The 25628-nt window shown below is 43.1% G+C and carries 12 protein-coding genes; 11 read left to right on the top strand and 1 reads right to left on the bottom strand.

Annotation, left to right across the window (positions count from 1 at the left end):
- Positions 1-3: 3 nt before the first annotated feature.
- Positions 4-3081, bottom strand: a complete 3078-nt coding sequence (locus M1D52_RS16680; protein WP_437393065.1) for a SusC/RagA family TonB-linked outer membrane protein — start codon at positions 3079-3081, stop codon at positions 4-6.
- Between the two features lie 361 nt (positions 3082-3442).
- On the opposite strand from M1D52_RS16680, the gene M1D52_RS16675 reads away from it, so the two are divergent.
- The 11 genes from M1D52_RS16675 to M1D52_RS16625 all read left to right on the top strand — a co-directional run bounded on the left by M1D52_RS16675 (position 3443) and on the right by M1D52_RS16625 (position 25619).
- Positions 3443-3880 carry an Hsp20/alpha crystallin family protein gene (locus M1D52_RS16675; RefSeq protein ID WP_013666126.1) on the top strand — a complete coding sequence of 146 codons (438 nt, stop codon included), beginning with the start codon at positions 3443-3445 and terminating at the stop codon, positions 3878-3880.
- Between the two features lie 279 nt (positions 3881-4159).
- Positions 4160-6724 carry a glycosyl hydrolase family 95 catalytic domain-containing protein gene (locus M1D52_RS16670; RefSeq protein WP_437393063.1) on the top strand — a complete coding sequence of 855 codons (2565 nt, stop codon included), beginning with the start codon at positions 4160-4162 and terminating at the stop codon, positions 6722-6724.
- 89 nt (positions 6725-6813) lie between these two features.
- Complete coding sequence (locus M1D52_RS16665; RefSeq protein WP_437393062.1) at positions 6814-8628, top strand: alpha-L-fucosidase; 1815 nt, start codon at positions 6814-6816, stop codon at positions 8626-8628.
- 120 nt (positions 8629-8748) lie between these two features.
- Positions 8749-11838 carry a SusC/RagA family TonB-linked outer membrane protein gene (locus M1D52_RS16660; protein ID WP_437393060.1) on the top strand — a complete coding sequence of 1030 codons (3090 nt, stop codon included), beginning with the start codon at positions 8749-8751 and terminating at the stop codon, positions 11836-11838.
- An 11-nt stretch (positions 11839-11849) separates the two neighbouring features.
- Positions 11850-13418, top strand: coding sequence for a RagB/SusD family nutrient uptake outer membrane protein (locus M1D52_RS16655; protein ID WP_013666130.1), 1569 nt, complete (start codon positions 11850-11852; stop codon positions 13416-13418).
- 18 nt (positions 13419-13436) lie between these two features.
- Positions 13437-14891: an alpha-L-fucosidase gene (locus M1D52_RS16650; protein ID WP_130857581.1), complete on the top strand. Its 1455-nt coding sequence runs from the start codon at positions 13437-13439 to the stop codon at positions 14889-14891.
- 149 nt (positions 14892-15040) lie between these two features.
- The gene (locus M1D52_RS16645) at positions 15041-17509 is read left to right on the top strand and encodes a glycoside hydrolase family 2 TIM barrel-domain containing protein (protein ID WP_437393058.1); all 2469 of its coding nucleotides are present in this window, start codon (positions 15041-15043) and stop codon (positions 17507-17509) included.
- Between the two features lie 188 nt (positions 17510-17697).
- The gene (locus M1D52_RS16640) at positions 17698-20265 is read left to right on the top strand and encodes a glycoside hydrolase family 95 protein (protein ID WP_437393056.1); all 2568 of its coding nucleotides are present in this window, start codon (positions 17698-17700) and stop codon (positions 20263-20265) included.
- 11 nt (positions 20266-20276) lie between these two features.
- Positions 20277-22424 carry a glycoside hydrolase family 31 protein gene (locus M1D52_RS16635; protein ID WP_437393054.1) on the top strand — a complete coding sequence of 716 codons (2148 nt, stop codon included), beginning with the start codon at positions 20277-20279 and terminating at the stop codon, positions 22422-22424.
- On the top strand, positions 22421-23605 hold the full coding sequence (locus tag M1D52_RS16630) for an alginate lyase family protein (protein WP_013666135.1): 1185 nt from the start codon (positions 22421-22423) through the stop codon (positions 23603-23605). The genes M1D52_RS16635 and M1D52_RS16630 overlap by 4 nt, the downstream gene beginning before the upstream one ends.
- Before the next feature lie 127 nt (positions 23606-23732).
- Positions 23733-25619 (top strand): alpha-L-fucosidase, encoded by a 1887-nt coding sequence (locus M1D52_RS16625; RefSeq protein ID WP_437393052.1) that lies wholly within the window; start codon positions 23733-23735, stop codon positions 25617-25619.
- The last annotated feature ends 9 nt before the right edge of the window (positions 25620-25628 follow it).

Here is a 25628-nt window from a genome sequence, read left to right as displayed (position 1 = left end):
TGACTAGAAATTAACATTTAGGCCTAATGTGAAAATTCGATTAACAGGTTCTGAACCACTATTATAACCAGGAGTACTATTGATTCCGTCGATTTCCCCAGCTGTATAACCTTCCGGGTTATAGCCGTGAAAATTTTTATCGGTAACCATAAAAAGGTTGTTGATGGAAGTGTAGAGCCGAAATTTTTTCATTTTTAGTTTGTTCGCAAGGTGTTCGGGAAAAGTATAACCGAAGTTTACGTTGCGAACGGCAAGAAAAGAGGCATTTTCGATATAGATACTGGAATTCGCCTGAAATTCCAATTGACTTAACGCCGCTGCAGGCATCTTTCCGTCGCCAGGCTCCTGTTCCGACCACCACTGCCCTTCTACTAAGGAGCGGCGCATTGCACCTAAGACATTGCCTTGGTAATATTGGTTCTCGAAGTTATAGATCTTAGCACCCAATGAAGCTTGAATGGCAATGCTGAGATCAAAATTTTTCCACGAGAAATCGTTCACCAAACCCAAAATAGTTTTCGGCATATAACTGCCTAATATCACCCGGTCTTCGGGGTTAATGCGCCCGTCACCATTGACATCTTGATATTTCGGATTTCCGGGTTTGGATCCTGAAAGAACAGGGGTATTAGCTACTTCTTCCTGATTTTGTAAAACACCTATGGCTTGATAACCATAATAAGAAAACATGGGTTCTCCCAGTCGCAGCAGCCAGCTCATACCAAAACGATCCGTATATAAGCGCTCGGAAAGCCCACCCAGATCAATAACCTTGTTCTTATTATGAGCAAGATTGAAGGAGGTCGACCACGAAAAAGATCCTCCTTGAAAATTTCGAGAAGTCAATTCCAGTTCGATCCCTTGATTGCGGATTTTTCCAATATTCGTAAGCCAGCTTGTAAAGCCGGTAATCGCAGGAATGGATACATTGTACAACAAATTAGAGGTGGTTTTTTGGTAATAATCCACGGTAAGATTAAGTCGGTTTGCCCATAAGCCCAAATCAATACCGAAATCATATTCCTGCGTTTTTTCCCAGCTGAGTGACGGATTACCCAGGGTAGTTTGTACCTGTGCATTGGAAAGCTCATTGTTTGGCGAATAATAAGTGTTCCCGATTTGGCCCAGATAGTCAAAATTGCCAATATTAAAATTTCCGGTCGAACCGTAACTTGCACGTAGCTTTAAATCACTTATGGCAGAGAGACTTTTCATAAATTCCTCTTGCGAAACTCGCCAAGCAAGGGATGCCGAAGGAAACCATCCCCATTTATTATTTGGTCCAAAACGCGATGAAGCGTCCGTTCGCATGGAAGCGGATAATAGGTATTTGTCTTTATAAGCATAATGAACCCGAGAGAAATAGGAAACGAGTCCCCATTCTGTTTTAGACGTCCTGGTTTGGGCGGGATCGATAATCGCATTGTTTAAGGTATGGATAATGTCATTATTGAATGACCCGGGTACGGCCCCCATAGCCGATGATCTGGAGGTTGCTCTTTGATAAGATGCTCCCAGAATCGCATCGAAGTGATGATTATTAAAATCCTTATTATAACTTAATACGTTTTCATTCAGTAAGTTAATGGTTCTGGAGTCACTAGCTGTACCAATGGATATGCCATTGGTTGAACCCCAAGTGCTTCGGAACCGATCGGAAGAAGAATAACTTATGGTGGTTCCTATGGAAGATTTTATTTTGAGCCCTTTGGCAAGATCGATACTGGCATACATTTCGCCTATGGTGGTCATGGCATCGTCAAAGTAGAAAGAACCTTCCATAAATGCCATGGGATTCGTTTGGCCGGATACGACGAGCCCCCAATAATCACGCGCTTTTGGATAGGAGCCATCCGGGTTTTGAACCGGCACAAATGGCGGATATTTGACCAAGTCGATCATCGCATGGGGGGATAAGCGATTACGTGTATAATTGGGATTAAGCATCAGCCCCATATTCACGCGATCGTTTACCTTTACATCCACATTTGCTCGCGCACCGTAACTTTTAAACCAGGTGTTTTTCAATGTTCCTTGCACATCTTTTATAATGGCTGATGCATAGTATTTTACGTTTTCGGTACCGCCACTTACTGATAGATCGTAATTCTGGAAAGGGGCAGGGGATAAGAGGGCATCTTGCCAATTGGTATTGGCGTTGTTTCTGAGCGCATCGCTAACCTGATATTGAGGAGGGCGTCGATTGTCTCCCCAAACGGGAATACTGGTATCTCCACCAACATAATTAAATTCCCGGTTTTGGTATCTAACAGCGTAAGCGTAATATTCATCTTTATCCAGCCAATCATCGTGTCCCATGGCTGTCGAAACACCGCCATTTGCATTGATGTTAAGCACCGGCTTTCCCGTTTTTCCACGTTTCGTAGTAATAATAATTACTCCTCCCGCACCTCTCGATCCATAAATGGCAGCAGAAGAGGCATCTTTAAGTACTTCGATCGACTCCACATCATTCATATTGACATTGGCAAAAGAGCCTCCGGGGAAACCGTCGACTACCACTAAAGGACTATTGCCTGCATCAATGGACCCTGAACCACCACGAATACGTATCAGCGGCGCCGAACCGGGAGCACTGCGCGTTTGCGATACGTTAACGCCCGCTAGCCTACCCTGGAGAGCGGCTTCGGGTCTAGCTAAGGGAATCTGGTCGAGATTTTTATTTTCCAGTTTTGACACGGCCGCTGTGACCGAGGATTTTTTCATCGTTCCGTAACCGATAACCACCACTTCGTCCAATGCGGAAATGTCTTCTTTTAACGTAATGGTTAAGTGTTGCCTTCCATTCACTTTATGGTTTTGACTGAGGTAACCTATCAACGAGAAGGTTAACGTAGATCCACTATTCGTCATGATACTGAAATGGCCGTCAAGGTCGGTAGTAACGCCCGTACGGTTAACGGTATCCCGAACGGATACACCGGCCAAGGGTGCATTTTTTTCATCGACTACTTTTCCCTGCATACGAATGGTCTGGGCAGCCAGTTCGCCGATGGTGGAACAGGCCATTAACAAAAAAGCCAAGATTTTTGATGTTAGGTGATTTGTCTTTTTCTCCATAATTTAAGTTTTAATAAGCACCACTTTCGACCTATACCTACAGGTTTAAATCTGTAATGTGTACGTACACGTTAATATCGTAAGCAATTATTCATAAGTAATAGTCTAATGAGCAATATAGTCCCGCAGAAAGAGTTTATAATTTCGGTTACGTACCCGAAGATAGAAATTTAAAATTTACTTATCAAAATATTTTGTAAATTTTTAAAGTAACAAAGCTCATGAGGATAACGGATACTTTACGGAGTCGGTCTACAATAATCTATTTAGAATAGAATTCTTTGAAACTTTCCATTTTTCTACTTGTTTTTTTATTGACTTGCATAAGGTTAACGAGTATACTATAAAAAAGGAGGTTGTGATGTCACTTATTAGAAGAAGTAGAAGTGGTTTTCCTTCCCTGTTTGACGACTTTTTTAACAGGGATTTAATGAATTGGGACAGCGGCAATTTTTCACCGAACGCTACCGTCCCTTCGGTAAATATCAAAGAAACGGCGGACAATTATGAGGTGGAAATGGCAGCGCCGGGAATGAATAAGGATGATTTTAAAATTGAGCTCGATGGTAATCTGTTAACCATCTCTTCTACCAAGGAATATGAAGATGAAAAAAGGGATGACGGATATGCTCGTAAAGAGTTTAGTTATCGATCGTTCCAACGGAGCTTCAATTTTCCTAAAGATGTGGTGGATGAGGATAAAATTGAAGCAAAATACGAAAATGGCCTATTGAAATTAACGATTCCCAAAAAAGAGGAGGCTAAACGAAAGGGACCCAGATTAATTAATATTTCTTGATTTCTATAGCCACCGACAGGTGGCTTTTTTATACCTTGTGGTATTTAACCAATTTTTACCCATAATCGATCATAAATTCCTCTTTTTTTTCTTTTTTTAAGTGTTTATTTGCTTCAATTGTAAACTTTTAATCCCCTATTAAACATCTTTAAAGGCTTTTGATTCCATTTTAATAGCGAATATATCAGTTTGATAAACTCCGCTTTGGCAGACCGGTTGAACAAAATATTGAAGCGGTATAATTGGAAGAGGTGTCCTTTATTTTTAAAGTAAATAAACATGATAAATAGGATTGTTGCGGCTCACATTTGGTTTGTTTTGTTCGTTCATACGGATTTAGTTAAAGCGCAGTCCCCCTCCAAAATAGCGAATGAGCCGTTAATACAAATGGATTATGAACGTTTGGTGACGAGGGCAGACCTACACTATACGCAGCCAGTGGAAAAAAGTGAAGAAGGCCAACCGATTGGAAACGGCCGTATGGGTAGCTTAGTATGGACAACACCTTCTCAAGTGAAGTTGCAAATCAACAGAGCAGATGTATTTGGTAACAACTCCGCTTCCAATAATTTTTTTGAACGAAATACGGAATATATTGGAGCTACGGCCAAAGTCGATATAGATTTTGGAGAACAGGTTTTTGTTGCGCCTACATACCGTCAACATCTTTCATGCTATACGGGAATTTCAACGGTGAAGGGAAAAGGAATAGATGCTCAAGTGATGGCATTGGCTGAAGAGGATGTTATTATCCTGCATGTAAAAGATGAGCGTACACTTCCACGTCCTATTATGACGAACTTGGGTATGCTACGTAAACCTGTTACAAAACGGGGAAACCATACTGCAATATCCAAATTGGAACAGGAAGGCGATTATATGATACTAACGCAAGAGTTTCGTGAAGATGAGTATTACTGCGCATCTGCAGTAGTTATCAGTTTATCAGATCATCCGGGTTCAATTGAACTTACCAATGAGTCCACTATGCGCATATCAAACGCGCAAGATGCGTCCGAATTTACAGTTTTTATAGCGAGTGCTGCGACATTTGATCCAACAGAAAATGTAAAGGCAACTGCTGTAGCTAGCATGAAATCGGTAAGAAAACAGCATTACTTGAAACTGCTCAAAGCTCATCAGGCGTGGTGGGCTGATTTTTGGCAAAAATCTTTCATCCATCTTTCCAGCGCCGATAGGGAAGCTGATTATGTTGAGCAAAACTATACCTATTATTTATATGTCATGGCTTCGAGTTCAAGAGGTAAATACCCCACCAAATTCAACGGAATGTTATGGTCTACCGGCGGCGATCTGAGACAGTGGGGAAATGCGTTTTGGGGCGCCAATCAAAGCTGCTTATATAATGCGTTATTTCCAACAAACCATATGGAACTAATGGATCCCCTGTTCAATTTGTATTATAACAATTACAAAACGTTTGAAGTCGCTGCTCAGCAACAGTGGCGATCGAAGGGCATATATATACCGGAGACGATGGGATTCGATGGGGTGCCTTCTATGCCGGATGATATTGCTCGAGAGATGCAAGCATTATATCTATTGGAAAAACCTTGGACGCAACGTTCAGGTCGATTTATGGCTTACGCCGAAACAAAGATCCCCTTTTTGAGTCGATGGAATTGGAAACATGCAGGTGAATGGAGGGAAGGAAAATGGACCTATCAAGAGCGGGGTGATGGCCCATATGGCCCTGTAAACCATTTATTTTCGAGAGGAGCAAAAATAGCTTACCAATTCTGGCAAAAATACGAATATACAAAAGATGAAAAGTGGTTAAGAGAGAAAGCTTATCCCATGCTGAAAGGAGTGGGAGAATTTTATCGGAATTTCCCAAATGTAAAGAAAGAGCCGGATGGCAAATATCATATTTACCATGTAAATGACAATGAATCGATTTGGGGAGGGCATAATACAGTAGAAGAAATCGCTTCGATGAGGGGTGTTTTTCCTGTACTGATAAAAGCTTCTGAGGTATTACAGGTCGATGCGGAAATGCGACCGATATGGCAAGAGTTTCTCAAACATTTAGCACCCTTAACCACCAATTTTGACTATGCAGAAAGTTTCCATGAAAAGGAAGTATGGGTGGGTTCGCTTCCTCCTACAAGTGCGGTTCGCGGAAACGGGAAAAGACTGCCGGATGGGAATACGATGCCCGTATGGTTTTTTGACCTATGTAACCCCGGAGGTAATAAGAAGTATTGGGAAATAGCAAATAATACCCTTGACGCTTATTTTAAAACGGAAGACAAAAAGAATAGTTCCCTCCATGTATTATCCAAGCTACCCGTCTCGGGAGCGATTTTAGGTAGGGAAGATGCGATACGTTATTTGTTGCTAAATCAATTACGAAGGAATTCGAAACACGAGGTGATGGCCAATAGAATGGATCTGAGTGAAGGTTTCTATACCACTAATATCCAACGCTTAGGACGCTGCGCCGAAGCGCTTCATGCTGCTTTGTGCTTTAACGGCCCCCCTCTTCCCGGTGAAGAGCCTATAATACGCGTTTTCCATGCCTGGCCGAAGGAATGGAATGGTGCTTTTAAGCTGCTGGCAAGAAATAATTTTCTGGTAAGTGCATCAATGAATAAGGGTATTATTCGCTTCGTGGAAATCAAGGCGCAAGATAAACAGACCTGTCGTATCCAGAACCCTTGGCCGGGAGAGGCGATTGTTATCTATCGAAATGGTAAAAAGGAAAAAATTAAACGGGGCGATTTATTGATTTTTGCTGCTGAAAAAGATGACTGGATTGTTATGGTCAAAGATGGTACGAATCCCACATTATTTAACGCGAAGAAGTGGCCAACTGAATAGCCGGTTGCTTTATTTATTTACATTTATTTACGAAAAATTCGTATTTTAATGAGAAATTATAAATTATAAGTTAATAAATTCATTTAAAAATGAAAAATTGGACTACACTATATAGTCGCAAATATCAACGGTGTATAGTAATTTGTGTATTCCTGTTCGGAATGACCGCACATGCACAAACCATGGATGAAATATGGGAAAGCCGTTCGAGCGGTAAAGAGCACGCCAACATCCAGTGGTTTAAAGATGCTAAATTCGGTTTATTTATCCATTGGGGGCTTTACTCGCATTTAGGAGGAGAGTGGAAAGGGAAACGATATTATGGGAGTGGCGAGTGGATTATGAATCAAGCAAAGATTCCTGTGAGGGAGTATGAAGCCACTGCTGCAACTTTTAATCCCTCCCGATTTAATGCGGATGAGTGGGCACAACTAGCTAAAGATGCAGGAATCAAATATGTGGTTATTACGGCAAAACACCATGAAGGCTTTGCCATGTATGATTCTAAGGTCAGTACCTTTGATATTGTAGATGCAACGCCTTTTAAACAAGATCCAATGAAATTATTGGCTGATGCGGTTCGTAAACGGGGCATGCATTTTGGCTTTTACTACTCGCAATTTCAGGATTGGCATAATCCAAATGGGGGTAAAAATACCTGGGATTTTGATGAATCTAAAAAGGACTACCAAAAGTATTATCGGCAAAAGGCGATTCCGCAGCTAAAAGAGCTGATGTCTAATTATGGGGATTTAAGTATCGTTTGGTTTGACACGCCGGGTGGTTTGAGTAAAGAGCAAACGCAGCAGTTTATCGATAGTTTACGGTTGCTGCAACCGAAAAGTTTATTCAGTAGCCGAGTCGGACATGGTTTGGGTGATTATCGGGATTATGGCGACTCTGAAATGCCTGCCATGCCCATTAATGGTGCTTGGGAATCAATTTATACCCATAACGACTCCTGGGGTTACATGAAGCATGATATGAATTTTAAGACACCCGAAACGATTATTCGATTATTGGCCGAAGCTGCATCTAAAGGGGGGAATCTCATGCTGAACGTGGGTCCTGATGGTTCAGGTCGTATTCCAGCTTATTCAGCTCAGTTTTTACGGGAAACAGGGCGATGGTTACAGGTTAATGGCGAAAGTATTTATGGCACTACACAGGGCTTGATTCCTCAACAACCCTGGGGTGTAACGACATCAAAACCGGGAAAGCAATACTTACATGTTTGGACCCGACCCCGTAGCGGGAAGCTGCTGATTCCAAATGCCAATATGCAGGTGCAAAAGGTATACGCTTTGGCTGATGGGCAGCCTGTAAAATGGCATAAAAGGGGAGACGCTATTTGGATCGACTTACCCATAACTTTATCTGATGCGAAAAATACCGTATTTGTATTGGAATATGCGGGAGAAGCGCCTACCTATAATAAGAACGCGCCCATCACCATTTCCAACCAGTTTGACGAAAATGAGATAAAAGCAGCCTTTGCAAAAACGACGGGCAATGCCCGTATCGAAAGCTTAACCTACAGTCATTACTATGGTGATTGGAAACATACCAACTGTGTGGTTGGAATGGCTGATAGGGAAAAAGATATAATCGAATTTGACACGCAATTAATGGAATCCGGCAACTACCGGATTACGCTCGAATATGCCTGTGAGCCCGAAAGCGCTAATCAGGAGGGAACATTATCAATCAATGGACAAAACTTTTACTTTAGAACTTTACACACGGGGAGTTTTGATAAAAAAGCACCATTGCTCTTCGTTCGGCATGACGTGGCGACGATTTCAATAAATAAACCGGGACGGTATACTTTGGATATAAGGCCCTTAAGCGGTAAAAGCGAATTATTTAAACTAAAGGCTGTGATAATAAAACCGATAGATTAAAGAAGATGACAAAAACCATTTTGTACCCCTAAATAGAACGAAAATTACCCTTAGAGATTGGAGCGAATTGAGACTTTTGTGCACAAACCTAATGATGGCTAACCGCATAAACTAAAAAAGATGAAGGGTAAATTTACAAGAGGACTATTTATAGTACTATTATTATTTCAAACTTGTGCTTTGAGCTTCTGTGCGCTGGCACAGGGAAATAGCACGGTATCTGGTAAAGTGACAACGCCTGATGGACAAACTGCTCCGGGAGTAAGTGTCAGGGTTAAAGGAAAAAATAAAGGTACAACAACAGATGCTAACGGGCTTTACCAATTACAGGTGGAGTCTCAAGATGTGCTGATTTTTAGTCAGGTTGGTATGGCAACGAAGGAGGCGACCGTCAACGGACAAAAGCAAGTTAATATTATATTACAGGAGCTCAGCAATCAAATGGACGAGGTAGTCGTTGTGGGTTATGGAACGCAAAAGAAGGTAAACTTAACGGGTGCCATTGCTTCTGTAGATGGCGATGTGGTGAATAAGCGAATTGCTACTAATCCGACACAGTTGCTTCAAGGCCGAATGCCCGGTTTGCGCGTTACGCAAGCCTCCGGCGAAGCTGGAAATGAGAACGTGAATCTGCAAGTGAGAGGCTTGGGTTCCTATGGGGCCTCCGCTTCGCCACTGATTATTGTAGATGGTATTCCGGGAAGCCTAACAAATCTGAACCCGCAGGCCATCGAAAATGTTACGGTACTAAAAGATGCGGCTTCAGCTGCTATTTACGGAGCTAGGGCCGCAAATGGGGTGATACTGGTTACTACTAAGCAGGGGAAGGCAGGTAAAGCCAAGCTGACCTACGATTACAATATCGGCATTACCAAGGCGTCGTCGCTGCCGGATTTTGTATATAATTCAGTCGATTACATGAAGTTATATAATCAGGCTGCTATAAACTCGGGCATCACGAATTCCAATGCGATGTTCAGTCAGGAAATGATTGACGCTTATGCAAATGCCACGGATAAAAATTTATATCCTGATTTTAACTGGTTAGATGCGGTGTTTAAAACAGTACCGGTACAAACGCATAACCTATCACTTAGTGGGGGAGGAAGTGGAACAACTTATAACGTTATTCTTGGCTACGTTGATCAACCGGATATTATGGTTGGGACTTCTTTCAAAAAGTACAATTTACAGATAAACCTGAACGCGAAGATCAATGAACGAATTAATTTCGGATCCAGCATCACCTTGAACTATGGAGACCGAAAATATCCGAGGAATGGAAGCGAAGATCAATTTCTATCCACCATTAGTCAGTCACCACTCTATGGCCCTTACCTGCCGGATGGCAGTGGTCGTTATACCTCCCGAGCCTATCCTTTCCAGTCACCTAACAAAAATCCGGTAGCTGTGGCGGAAAATGCCTTAACCAAGTTAAACAACTATTATATGCAGGGCAATCTTTTTCTGAATGTTAAATTGCTGGAAGGATTAGAGTGGAGAACAAGTGGTGGCTTGAATTATAGCTTTTCTAAAAACTATACTTTTAAGCCGGTCATTGAACAATATCTCTGGTTTGCGGGGCCGAATGATGCACCAAGTAGACTTCTCGATGTTGGCGGACAAGGTCTGACGGTTACGGACGATAATAATGTATATCCCGTAGGTTATACCCAACTTACTTATGATAAATCTTTTGGTAATCATCATTTAAAAGTGCTAGCCGGCACGCAAGTAGAATATAATAAAACCCAGATGCTTTTAGGTAGTCGTTTGCAATTCCCCGGCAATGAAGTACCTGAGCTAAATGCCGGTGGTGCAGGACAGCAAACAAATGAAGGTGTCACAGAAGAATGGTCGCTCAGATCTTATTATGGAAGAATAAATTACGATTACAAAGGGAAGTATTTATTAGAAGGAAATGCGCGTTACGATGCTTCTTCCCGCTTCCCTAAAGATTTGAAGTGGGCGTTTTTTCCTTCTGTATCAGGAGGTTGGCGTATAGCTGAAGAGGCTTTTTACGGAGATGGATTAAAAGCTGTTATGAGTGACCTCAAGTTGCGGGCATCTATTGGTACCTTGGGGAATCAGAACATCGGTAATTATCCTTATCAAACGGTGTTGAATTCGTCTTACGCTTATCCATTTGAAGAATCGTTACAGCAGGCTGCTCGTCAGGAAGCCATGGCAAATAATCGCATTAAGTGGGAAAGCACCACTGTTGTCGATTTCGGTGTTGACCTTGGTTTCTTTAACAATAAATTAATTGCCAATTTTGATTGGTACAATAAGGTTACTTCTGATATCTTATCTTCTTCAACCGCTTTCCCCGCTTATATTGGCTTGGCGGCGCCAACGGTTAATTACGGAGAATTGAGGAACCGAGGCGTAGAGCTTGGTTTACAATATAGGGAGACCTTTGGAGAAGTTGCGTTGAGCATGAGTGGAAATATTCAAGCCAATCGTAATAAAGTGATTAAATATGGGGCCGAACGCATTCAGGGAAACACGATTATCCGTGAAGGGTTGCCCTATGGAAGCTTCTACTTGCTGCAAAACATCGGTATCTTTCGCTCGCAGGATGATATTACTAATGCTCCTGTTCAACAAATTCCTGCAAAACCAGGCTACTTGCAATTTGCTGATGTCAATGGTGATCATCAAGTGGATAATAATGATCGGGTATTGGTTCCAGGTGCGTTTCCAAATTTTGACTATTCTTTTAACGCCTCGGCTACCTGGAAAAATTTTGATTTGACCGTGTTTCTTTTTGGGTCACAAGGACAGAAGATATTCGTAAGTGAGTGGGGGATTGTTCCATTTCGGCAAGGCGGTGTATTCACCCGCGATTGGATGGAGGATTCCTGGACGCCTGAAAACCCGAATGCAAGCTTACCAATAGTGGGAGCCGAGGGCACGCCAGCCGCCAATAATGTTAGAACTGCTTCGACCTTTTTTCTTAAGGATGCATCTTTCTTACGATTGAAGAATGTCCAGCTCGGATACAACTTACCGGCAAGCATGCTAAGTAAAATCGGAATCAGTGGTCTACGAATCTATTTTGCAGGAGATAATTTGTTGACTTTTTCAAAATTCCCTGGTTTGGATCCTGAGCGTGGTGTATCTTCCGGCGGGGGAGCTACTTCAGGAAGATATGTAACGCACCCGCAGAATAAAGTATTTGCATTCGGTACTAGTATAACCTTTTAAAACCTGATGTTATGAAGCTTACATTAAAAACAATATATATTACTTTGGCTACGCTTGCAGCACTTAGTCTAAATAGTTGTACAAAAGACTTGTTGGAGAAGGATCCAACCGATAAGATTTCGGAGCAGAATTTTTGGAAAACAAAAAGCGATGCGGATTTAGCGTTGGCAGGTTGTTATGAGTTCCTCAGTAGAGGATACAATGCAACATCCTCCACTGCAGCTCGTGGTGGTTGGGGTGGCGCTTCCATGCTCTGGGATGGGCTTTCTGACGATGCCTTCGTCCCCAGCAGTTCCAATAGCTTTAATGTGATTTCCCGGTCGGGAATAACGCCTACAACCGGCGGAATGCAAACGGAAGGGTATGAGATATCCTATCAAGCGATCGGTGCTTGTAACCGCTTACTTGCCAATATCGATAAGATCGCTACACTGAGTGAAGAGCAACGCAATATATATAAAGGCGAAGCAAGGTTTATCAGAGCGCACTACTATTTTTTACTTACTCGTTTGTATGGCGACGTTCCTTTAACGCTGCAACCATTAGGATTAGATGAAGCAAGTGCTATGTTGGCTCGAACGCCAAAAGCAGCGATCATTTCTGCCATTTTGGAAGACCTTGATTTTGCGATTGAACACCTACCTAACACTTCTTATAGTGGACATGCGGTGCGGGGATCTGCTTTAGGGTATAAGGTCAAAGTACTGCTCACCAATAAACAATGGGACGCTGCTGCCAACACGGCGCAAATAATTATCGACGAAAAAGTATTTTCTATTTATCAGGGAGGTTATCGGAATCTCTTTAGAAAACCCGGCCAAAATAATAATCCCGAGATTATGTTTTCAGCAAAATTTCTACCACCTAATATGTACAGTCCTGCTGACATGATGTATTCTTACTTGAAGGCCGTGCAACCTTTATACTATTTGGTAGACAGTTACACATGCACGGACGGTAAGCCTATTACGGAATCTCCTTTGTATGATCCGAATAATCCTTATGAAAATCGAGATCCGCGTTTGAAAGCATCCATTATTTATGAAGGCGTTTGGCGCGGGACAGATGCTTCCTCGGCCTTTGATCCCGTCTTTGAGAATGTGTTGAGCGGTTACCTGCCGCGTAAATATATTAACGAATCAAAATGGCCAACCAGCTATGCTACGCAAAGTGATCAAGATTGGGTATTTTTACGTTATGCCGATGTATTGCTTATGTACGCTGAGGCGAAAAATGAAAGCAGTGGACCCGATCAGACGATTATCGACGCACTGAATCAGGTCCGTTCTCGTTCCGATGTGAACATGCCCTTGTTTAACCTGAATGATAGTTATAGTCGGGAAGAACTTCGAGAAGTAATCAGGCAGGAACGGAGGGTTGAACTTGCTTTAGAGGGGCAACGTTATTTCGATTTAAAACGTTGGGGGGTTATCAAAGAAGTTATGGATACGATCCAAGATCCCGATGGTGCCGCAAGATTATTCCAAGCGCGTGACACGTTATGGCCGGTTCCGCAGTCTGAGGTCGATATCGCCCGAAGTTTAGGGAACGAGGGCTATAAGCAAACACCCGGTTTTTAACTGTTAACCTTATGTAAGATGAACAAGTTCGGACAATTGGCACGGATAATTTTACTCTCCATGAGCTTGGTACTTCCACTACAGCTTTTAAATGCACAAATACCGGTTGAGAAGGGTAAAGAGCGAATGAAATGGTGGACAGAAGCCCGATTTGGCATGTTTATCCATTGGGGCGTGTATGCCCAATTTGCTGGTGTTTATAAAGGCCACGAACAGGCAAGAGGTGGCGCTGAGTGGATTATGAACCGTTGTAAAATTCCGGTAGCCGAATACCAGGCTGCTGCTAAAAAGTTCAATCCGGTGCACTACAACCCGGATGAATGGGTAAGAATGGCGAAAGAAGCCGGTATGAAATATTTGATTATTACCGCTAAACACCATGATGGATTTGCCTTATTTAGAACTGCTGCCAGTAAATGGAATGTAGTGGATGCAAGCCCTTATGGCCGCGATCTGTTAAAGCCTTTGGCAGAGGCCTGTAGAAAATATGGGATTAAGTTAGGCTTTTATTATTCCCAGGCCCAAGATTGGAATAATCCCGGCGGATCGGCAGCCAGAAAATTAATGCGAGAAGGATGGCCAAACCCTGATTCGGCTCGGATAGATGCATATACCTTAACTCATAAAGGGCATTGGGATCCTGCTCAGGAAACGGTTTCGTTTGATGAGTATATCAATAAGGTTTCTGTGCCGCAGGTAAAAGAACTGCTTAGTAATTACGGCGATATTGCGATACTGTGGTGGGATACACCAACGAATATGACGGATGAAGCGGCGCTTAAATTACAGGAACAACTTAAACTGCAACCCCATATTATCACGAACGATCGGTTGAAAAGACCCAACTTTCCGGGAGATACGAAAACCCCCGAGCAAAAGATTCCGGACTTCAGTGAACTGGATGGAAAGTATTGGGAAACCTGTATGACCATGAATGGGACTTGGGGATATCGAACTTCTGACAATAACTGGAAATCAAGCGAAACCCTTATCCAAAACTTAATCGATATTGCCTCTAAGGGAGGAAACTACTTGCTGAATATCGGCCCTAAGCCCGACGGTACTTTCCCCAAAGAAAGCATCGATCGGTTGAAAGCAATCGGTGATTGGATGAAAGTAAATGGGGAAGCTATTTACGCAACTAAGGCTAGTCCACTTGCTCCATTGAATTGGGGTAGATGCACCATGAAAGAGACCGGAAATAATACCATTCTTTATTTATCTGTATTTGACTGGCCCTCGGACGGGAAATTGGTTGTCCCAAAATTGAGAAACAAGGTGCTATCTGCGATGCTTTTGGCCAACGGGCAAATCATAAAGGCGGGTAACAAAGGGGATACGGTCTCAATAGCTCTTCCTTTAGAAGCACCTGATAAGGTGGCGACTGTTGTTAAACTGGAGCTAAAAGGTCATGTGGAGGCTGTAAAACACGGATTACCTGCAAAAATGATGAAAAGTGGTGCATTGGATTAAGTGGTTGATCGTTGAGTAGTGAAATGGTCGAGTAGTTAAGTGGTTAAATGGTCGAGTAGTTAAGTGGTTAAATGGTTGAGTAGTTGAGTAGTTAAGTGGTGAAATGGTCGAGTAGTTAAGTGGTTAAATGGTTGAGTAGTTAATACATTATGTTTAGGTTAAAATATTGTTTATTATATACACTTTTTTTTATAGGTTTCTTTTTAACCGCTCGTAGTCAAGAAACCCGTCGTATCGATAAAAGCTGGGAGTTTCTAAAAAGTGATTTAGGCGGTATTTGGGAAGCCGTAAGACCCGTTGGGAAAGGCAATCCGGAAGCGGTGCCGATTTGGCAGCAGGTTGACTTACCGCACTGCTTCAATGCAACTGACGGGGTCGATCCGGATGTAAATTATTACCAAGGTCCTGGATGGTATCGGAAAAACATAAAGGTTGATAATCCTTATCAAAATGGGCGGACGCGTTTGCATTTTGAAGGCGTCGGACAAAAAACGGAGGTTTATGTTTATACAACAAAGGTAGCTGAACATATCGGTGGCTACGACGAATGGGTGGTGGATATTACGGATGCGGTAAAAACCTTTACCGCAAACCCCATCTGTGAAAAACAATTTCACGGACAGGTTCCTATCATTATTCGAGCAGATAATTCCCGTGACCTGGAAATGATTCCCTCCGATCTATCCGATTTTAATCTATATGGGGGTATCTATCGGCATCTTAACCTGCAATATATACCACAAGCTTCCATTGATAGGGTTTTTACTAAAGTGAGTGTGGATCCTCAAGGTAAGGAGGGTTCGTTGCACATCAGCGCACGGTTCTTGCGTGATGGCGGTAGCCGAAATTTAAAAGTAGATATCCGTCTTTTAGATCCACAAGGGGAACAGGTGGCACAATTTGAAAAAGAGGTATCGACACAAATAAAAGAAATTGATTTAGCTTGCCTGAACGTTAAGAAGCCGATTTTATGGAGTCCTGCCCAGCCGTCATTATACAAGTTAATCGTGACTGCAAAAACAGGAATGGATAGCTGTACGGTAGAAGAAAAAATAGGATTTCGACATTTCGAGTTTAAAAAGAAGGGGCCATTTTATCTGAATGGAGAGCGTTTGTTACTACGCGGTAGCCATCGGCATGAAGATCATGCCGGTGTTGGGGCAGCCATGACGGATTCCATGATCCTTAAAGAAATGCAACTCATGAAAGAGATGGGGGTTAACTTCATCCGATTGGGACATTATCAACAGTCGAGGGTTGTTCTGAATGCCTGCGATAGCCTCGGTATGCTGGTTTGGGAAGAAATTCCATGGTGCAGGGGTGGCCTGGGAGGAGAACAGTATCAAGCGCAGGCGCGACAAATGTTGACTAATATGATCGAGCAGCATTATAATCATCCGTCCATTATTATCTGGGGATTGGGAAATGAAAATGACTGGCCAGGCGATTTCTCAGTGTTTGATAAGGAGAAAATTAGAGCCTTTATGAAGGAGCTGAACGATCTGTCTCACCGCTTAGATCCATCAAGAAAAACAGCTATTCGGCGCTGCGACTTTTGTAAAGATATCGTAGATGTTTATTCGCCGTCTATCTGGGCTGGTTGGTACCGAGGTTTGTACACTGATTATAAACAGGCTTCGGAAGAGGAAATGAAAAAAGTCAACCATTTCCTTCATGTGGAATGGGGAGGTGATAGTCATGCACGCCGACATGCCGAAAATCCGGACAAAGCCTTAGCGAAGATTACAACAGGAGATGGGGTGGATGAAAGAGCGGGGGATGCGTCGCTGTATGGTGGGGCAGCGAGGGTTTCAAAAGATGGTGACTGGAGTGAAAGTTATATCTGCAATCTGATTGATTGGCACTTGAAAGAACAGGAAAATATGCCTTGGTTAACGGGAACAGCTTATTGGCCTTTTAAGGACTTTTCTACACCGGTGAGGCCGGATAATCCAGTACCGTATGTGAATCAAAAGGGTGTTGTAGAACGTAATTTAAATAAAAAGGAAGCCTATTATGTGTTCCAATCTTATTGGGTTAAAAAGCCAATGGTACATATTTACGGGCACACTTGGCCAACGCGCTGGGGTGAACCGAATGAAGAAAAAATGATCAAGGTCTATTCCAATGCAGAAGAGGTGGAGCTTTTTGTTAATGGAAAAAGTATGGGAATTAAAAAAAGAAATGTACAAGATTTTCCTGCCGCCGGTTTACGATGGATGGTGCGGCTTCGTGAAGGTGAAAACCATTTTAAAGCCGTAGCAAAAAATGGAAAAGAGATGGTGAGCGATGAACTTAGGCAAAACTATCTAACAGCAAAATGGGATAAACCCGTACGAATGAACCTACAGGAAGTCGACCGTGAGGGCGACATTGTCACCCTTCAGGCTGATTTGCTGGATGCGAAAGGTGTCCTGTGTTTGGATGCCCAAAATTGGTTACACTTTTCAGCTGTGGGTGATGGAAGTTTGATCGACAATCAGGGAACCTCCGATGGCTCGCGGAAGGTGCAAGCTTACAATGGTCGGGCGATGATTAAAGTGCGCCTAGCAAAGGGGAAATGCGTAGCTAGCGTGCAGTCGGAGGGGATGGAAACGACTTTTGTGAACGTGCAATAGTTAAATCGTAAAGGAGTAGGGTCGTTAAATGCTTGAGTAGTAAAGTAGTTAAATGGTTGAGTAGTTTAGTGGTTGAATAGTGGGTGTCTACATTTTAGCATGGAGCGATCGAACACTTAATAAATACAAAGGAATGTCGATGACGATTTGAATCCAAGTTTGAGCGTGGGATAATAACCAAATAGAAAATGAATAAACCTAAGATCTCTCTTTTTGTGTTCGCAAGCTGTGTCTTTGCCACATTAATGGGTAATACGCAAGAGCAAGAAAAGTTACTAAAATTATGGTATACGAAACCGGCATCGGTTTGGGAAGAGGCCTTGCCGTTGGGCAACGCCAAAACAGGGGCTATGGTATTTGGGGGTGTTCAAGTAGAACGCTATCAACTGAACGACAATACCCTTTGGTCGGGCTTTCCTAATCCAGGGAATAATCCAAATGGCTCCAAAATACTCCCACGGGTACGAAGGGCCATTTTTGACGGCGACTATGAAAAAGCGGCAAGTTTATGGAAGCAAATGCAGGGTCCCTACTCGGCTCGCTATTTACCGCTTGGCGACTTATTACTCGATTTTCATCGTCCCGATTCATTGACTACTTCGTATCAACGCGATTTGGATCTTGATAAGGCCCTGTCTACGATAAAATATACTTATCGTGGGGTAATGTATACACGTGAGACCTTCATCAGCCGACCTGATAAGACGATGGCTATACGAATAACAGCGAATAAACCGGGTGCAGTCGCCTTTGATGTCGCGTTAACAAGTAAATTGAAACATCAAACAAAGGCCGCTCGTCATGATTATCTGATACTTCAAGGGAAAGCGCCCAAATTTGTCGCAAACCGTGAATATGAGCCACAACAGATTGTTTATGACGACAGGGATGGCGAAGGTATGAACTTCGAAATACATGTGAAAGTGCAAGCAATAGGCGGTGAAGTAAAAACGGACGACAATAGATTGTGTGTTTCAGGAGCCGATTCGGTAATACTTTGGCTAACAGAAGCAACGAGCTTTAACGGTTTTGATAAATCGCCGGGTTTGAACGGGAAGGACCCCGCCGTAGAAGCGGCAGCTTGTATGGAACGAGCTTCAAAATCAAGCTATCAGGAAGTGAAGTCGCGGCATATAGCGGACCATGCGGCACTCTTTCGCCGAGTGTCTATCGACTTAGGGAAAGATCCGGAAGCTGTGCGATTACCCATTGATGAAAGGATGTTACGTTTAGCAGAAGGGAAATCGGATAATGCGCTACAGGCTTTATATTATCAGTATGGCCGCTATCTATTGATCGCTAGTTCTAGGCCGGGAGGGAGGCCGGCAAACTTACAGGGAATATGGAATGATATGGTTCAACCGCCTTGGGGGAGTAATTATACCACCAATATCAACACCGAAATGAATTATTGGTTAGCAGAAAATACCAATCTCTCCGAATGCCATCAACCCTTGTTTGATTTTATGAAAGAATTGGCAGTTAATGGAGCGGTGACAGCTAAAGTGAATTATAACATTGACGATGGATGGGTGACACATCATAACTCCGATTTATGGGCAAAAACATCGCCTCCCGGCGGTTACGACTGGGACCCCAAAGGCATGCCTCGGTGGTCGGCATGGCCTATGGCAGGTGCTTGGTTTTGTACGCATTTGTGGGAACATTATCTCTATACCGGCGATAAAAAGTTTCTCAAAGAGGAAGCTTATCCTTTGATGAAGGGAGCCGCTTCTTTTATGCTACATTGGCTTATTGAAGATCCCGGTAGCCATTATCTTATTACTAACCCGTCAACTTCACCTGAAAATACGGTTAAAATCGCCGGAAAGGAGTATCAGTTGTCAATGGCTTCTACCATGGATATGGCAATCATAAGGGAATTGTTTAATGCCTGTATTCGTTCTGCCGATATTTTGGGAAGTGATAAAGATTTTAAAGAAAAATTGATAATGGCTAAAGCAAAGCTTTATCCGTATCATATCGGCCAATACGGACAATTACAGGAGTGGTACCAAGATTGGGATGATCCAGCAGATAAACATCGGCATATCTCTCATCTATTTGGTCTTTATCCAGGTAATCAAATAACCGTACTCGGCTCTCCGGAATTGGCAGCAGCAACCAAACAGTCGTTGATTCACCGAGGCGATGTGAGTACTGGCTGGTCAATGGCTTGGAAAACCAACTGGTGGGCTCGCTTACAGGACGGAAATCATGCTTACAAGATTTTGAAGGATGCGTTGCGTTATATCGACCCGAATGAAGAAAAGGAACAGATGAGCGGAGGTGGTGCATATCCGAACCTCTTCGATGCACATCCACCGTTTCAAATTGACGGGAATTTTGGCGCAACCGCCGGCATGACCGAGATGTTATTGCAAAGCCATGCCGGAGAAGTTCAATTGCTGCCTGCCTTGCCAGACGCTTGGCCAGCAGGCAGTATTAAGGGCATAAAGGCACGCGGAAATTTTACAGTTGAAATCAATTGGGCAAACAGGAATTTAACACGTGCGCTTATTCGTTCGGAATTGGGGGGGAATTGTAGATTAAGAACACCTATTCCGGTTAAAGTGTTGGAAACTACCGGTCAATCTTTGAGAAATGCTTCCCAAAATGAATTATTAATGAAGCCTGAAAAACCACGCTTTGAGCAAAGTGGGCAGGCTTCTTTGCAATCCCTGAACTTAAAAGAAACCTATGTAATAGATTTTCCAACGGAAAAAGGGCGAATATATACGATTGTGCCCTTGTAAAACTCATTTGAATGAATAATATACGTTATTATAGACTTTTATTTTTTCTGCTCATAACATGCTTTAAAAGTTACGGACAGGAAATTAATTGGACGGAAGTATTGCCAGGTGTTTGGAAAGGTGTCGTAGGGAAGCCTGAATCTTATAACTTATTAACTGCCGCTGGTGTGACGCCCCGGTCGGAAGCAATTCGAAAGTTGAGTAATACTTCATTTCCGTTCGTAATGGCTGATGTTTATGGAGGTACGGTGGATGGAAAAACCTACCTGCGTTTTCCTTTGGATTCGTTGGAACAACTATTTGGTTTCGGTCTTCACTTTCAGTCCGTGCATCAGCGAGGGAAAATTTTGCGATTACATGTCGACCATTATGGAGGGGTAGATAATGGCCGAACGCATGCACCTACCCCTTTTTATGTTTCTTCAAATGGTTATGGCGTTTTTATCAATAGCGCACGTTACTTGGATGTATACGCTGGTTCTGCAGTGCGAAAGGATAGTAAACACCCCCCTCAAGCAAAGGATCGCAACGTTGATAAAACCTGGACAGCACGACCTTATAGCGATGCGGTTGAAATATTGGTCCCTGCTGCGGGTGTGGAGTTTTATGTCTTCGGTGGACCGACGCCCTTGGATGCCGTTCGTCGATTCAATTTATTTAATGGGGGTGGTGTATTGCCGCCTCGCTGGGGATTAGGTTTTACCCAGCGCGTCCAACGACTGTACAATGCTGAAGAGGTGGAAGAGGAGGTGAAAGCTTTTGAACAAAGGGGATATCCTCTGGATTTTGTAGGCTTGGAGCCCGGGTGGCAAAGCAAATCATACCCTTGTACTTTTGAATGGGATCCAAAGCGCTTTCCCAATCCAGAAGCTTTGGTGCAAAGATTGCTAAAAAAAGGTGTCCGAATTAATTTGTGGACGAACCCCTATGTTTCTCCCGCGTCGCCGATTTTTAAAGAAATTAAACCTTTTACCTCCTCCCATACGGTATGGGTAGGCTTGGTGCCCGACTTAATGATGGCGCAAGCTAGAAACACCCTCTTTTCTCAATGGCAACGAAGCCAAGTCGATATTGGCATTAGCGGTTATAAGATAGATGAAGTTGATGGAGGCGATCACTATTTGTGGCCTGATGTGGCATCCTTTCCTTCCGGTTATGCTGCCGAACAGATGCGGCAGACCTATGGCGTGCTTATGCAGCGATATAGTACGGGCTTATATAGAAAGGAGAATAAGCGCACTTATGGTTTAATACGAGGATCCAATGCGGGTGCGGTATCATTCCCCTATGTTATTTATAACGACTATTACAAGCATGAAGATTTTATTACCGCATTGGTAAATAGTGGTTTCGCCGGCGTGCTGTGGACACCGGAAGTTCGTGCTTCCAAGAGTGAAGAGGAATGGTTGCGGCGTTTCCAGTCGACTATTTTTTCTCCGATGGCCATGATTAATGCCTGGGCAAGCGGCACAAAACCCTGGTCTTTTCCCGATGTGGAGGCGCATGTAAAAGAAGCAGCACTTTTGAGAATGCGCATGATGCCTTATTGGTACAGCGAATTTGCTAAATATCATTTTGAAGGAACGCCGCCATTTCGCGCTATGAATTTAGAAGAGGGTTTTACGCTAGGGGAATCAAAAAAGGTAGTGACAAACGATCTGGAAAAGAATCCTTACGCAGAAGCATCTCATCGAGAAATTAAGGATCAATATATGGCGGGTGAATATCTTCTGGTGGCACCCATGTTTACGGGGCAGACGAGCAGAGAAGTGCTATTGCCGAAAGGCAACTGGTACGACTTTTACACGGGAGCATATGTAGGCAATGGCGAAACCATCACCGCCACGCCGGGCTTAGATAAAATACCGGTATATGTGAAAGATGGAGGAATAATACCATTCATGCCTCCTTTGCTACATGCACCTAAAGCTGGTGAACAAGTCGCTATTGAGGTTAGGCACTATGGTAAAAAAAACGGTGAATATGATTTATACGACGATGACGGCGAAAGTTATGATTATGAAAATGGAGAATATAGTTTTAGAAAGATAAAGGTTGAACGTGGGAAGGAGGGCAATTGGGAGGGTTGGATAGCACCGCCCGAAAAAGGGAAGCCAAATACGATCGAAAAGGTAACGTTTAAATTCATGACGCTATGAGGTATTTAGACTACATGATCTATGTATGCTTGCTGGTGGGTAGCTTGTGCGTATCGTGGGTAGACCTGGCGATTGATACGTCTTATGAAAAAGAGGCGGAACAAATTCTAGGCAAGCAGATTTTACGGCGAGCAGCATGGGCTATGCAACAGCAACCGGTAACGATTACAGCGGAGCAATCGTCAAGAAGCAGCGGGGGAAAGCACGATTTCTTTTCTGAAGGTGATTATTGGTGGCCTAATCCCGCGGATCCAAATGGTCCTTATATACAACGTGATGGTATGACAAATCCGGATAACTTTGTCGCTCACCGCAAGGCAATGATCCGCTTTAGTCAGATAGTAGGTGCCTTGGCTTCCGCTTATCGGCTAACTAATGACGAAAAATATGTTATGCATGCCTTGAAGCATCTGGAAGCATGGTTTGTGAATCCTGAAACGCGGATGAATCCTAATCTTTTGTACGCACAGGCAATTAAAGGACGCTTTACGGGGAGGGGCATTGGTATCATTGATACTATCCATCTCATGGAAGTTGCGCAGGGAATTTTAGTCATGAAGGATGCTGCGGTTTTTTCTAATGGACGGCTAAAACAATTTAAAGCATGGTTTTCGGCTTATTTAGCCTGGCTGATCAATCATCCCTATGGTAAGGATGAAATGAGAGCAGAGAATAACCATGGGACCTGTTGGACAATGCAAGTGGCTTCCTTTGCGAAGCTCGTGGGTGATGAGCAATTGCTGGATTTTTGTCGCGAACGATACAAGACGGTTTTGTTACCTAATCAAATGGCACAGGATGGTAGCTTTCCCCGTGAACTTAAACGTACCAAACCTTATGGTTATTCGCTTTTCAATCTGGACGCCATGGTTATGTTATGTCAAATAGCTTCCATACCGACGGATAATTTATGGGATTTTCAATTGGCAGATGGGCGTTCGATAAAAAAGGGAATGGCCTTCATGTTTCCATACATAAAAGAAAAGGACACTTGGCCCTATGCAAAAGATGTGATGTATTGGGATTATTGGCCGGTTGCACAGCCCGCTTTATTGTTCTGCGCGAAAGCCTTCGAAGAGAGGCTTTGGTTAGCCACGTGGAAAAAGCTCGATCATGAGCCAAAGGTGGAAGAAGTAATTCGAAATCTACCAATTCGAAACCCTATTATTTGGTTTAGGTAGTTGAGTCGTTAACTGGTTAATAGTTGAATAGTTGAGTGGTTAAATAGTTGGGTTGTTAAATGGTAGAATAGTAAAATAGTTAGTGTGGGTCGAAGACGATTGCAGAAATCTGATAACGGATAAAATAATGAGAAAACGAAATTACCTTTTATACTTTCAAGTCTTTAGTATTGCTTGTATGCTGAACACTGCGCTGTATGCACAGGACGTGGGTGACGAGGGAACAAAAATGTACAATGATCCAAAGATGCGGGATATCACAGCTATTGAAGAGGCGAAAGCGGGGTGGTGGACCGCCGCCATGCGTAAACACAACCAACGGATTGCTTGGTGGCGGGAAGCCAAATTTGGTATGTTTATTCATTGGGGAGTTTATTCGCATGCAGGTGGCGAATGGAACGGCAAGGAAGTGGGCGGTTATGCGGAGCATTTGATGCGTAAGGAGAAGATCAGCCGACGTGATTACTTAGCTTTGGCAAAGCAATTCAATCCGGTACATTTTAATGCAGAACAGTGGGTACTGGCAGCAAAAAAAGCCGGGATGAACTACTTTATCGTTACAGCCAAGCATCATGACGGCTTTGCAATGTATAATACGCAATATTCCGATTTTAATAGTATAAAGCAAACGCCTTTTCATCGTGACCCCGTGGCCGAAATAGCACAGGCTTGCCGCAAATATGGTATGAAATTCGGCTTTTACTATTCGCACGCTTTTGATTGGGAACATCCGGATGCGCCCGGTAATGATTGGGAGTACCATAATCCCGGTGGTGATAAATTGATTGGAGGTGCCGATTGGTATGATAAGCATCCGGGATGGCTTCCGAAAGCCCAACGATATGTAAATGAAAAGGCCATTCCACAAATTCGGGAGCTATTGCTTAATTACCACCCGGATATATTATGGTTCGATACGCCGCACAAATTACCTTTCTCGGAAAATCTGCGTATTTTGAAAGCAATACGAGAAACTGATCCTGAGGTCGTCGTTAACGGCCGCCTCGCGCGTAGTACGGCCGGAAATTTTGGCGATTACTTGAACACGGCCGACAGACCCGCGGAATTTTATCCGGTAAAGGGCGACTGGGAGGCCATTCCTACTACCAATGAATCCTACGGATACTCCAAATATGATCATAGTCATAAACCTGCCTCGTTCTTTATCCGTTTATTGGCAAAAGCCGCTTCAAGAGGAGGTAACCTACTCATGAACGTCGGACCAATGGGGGATGGAGCCTTTGATCCAAAGGATACGCGGATATTGGATAGCATTGGAATTTGGATTAACAAGAATAAAGAAAGTATCTATGGATCAACTCCCACAACTCTACCTGTTCAATCCTGGGGCGTAGTTACGCAGCGCGAAGATAAATTATACTTACATGTGTTCAATTGGCCAAAGGACGGAAGGTTACTGGTTGGAGGTCTGAAAAACGAAATCCGGCGAGCATATTGCTTAAATAATCAGAAAAAAAACCTCGCTACAGCGCGGATCACCTTAGAAGATCTCGCTATTGAGCTTCCTGCTCAGGCGCCGGATCCAGTTAATAGTGTAATCGTTATTGAATTGAAAAATAAGGTGTTGTCGGTAGATAACGCCCGACTTTTGAATGATCATATTCCAAATCGTTTACTTGCCTTTGATGCTATATTGATCGGTAAGGAATTTAAGTATGGCGATGGGAAGTCGAACCGATACTATGTTGATGGATGGAAAACTTGCAAACAAAAAATGTACTGGCCAATTCGTGTCATCAAACCTGCACCTTACCGGTTAAGGATAAAATATAGTGCTAACACCCTAGGTAGTTTATACGAAATCAGTATAGGTGAAAAGATGTTAAAAGGCGAAACCAAAAAGAATAAACCGAACGAAGATTTTGTAATAGATGACTTAGGGGAAATCGCACTTACTGATTCACGGTCTATGCTTGAGCTCAAAGCTGATCGAATAGTGGGAGATGAACTTATGAAACTGTTTGAAATTCAGTTAATACCTATTAATCCTTAAAAAACTAGT

Source organism: Olivibacter sp. SA151 (assembly GCF_054130995.1).
This window is presented reverse-complemented; position numbering and strand designations above follow the sequence as displayed.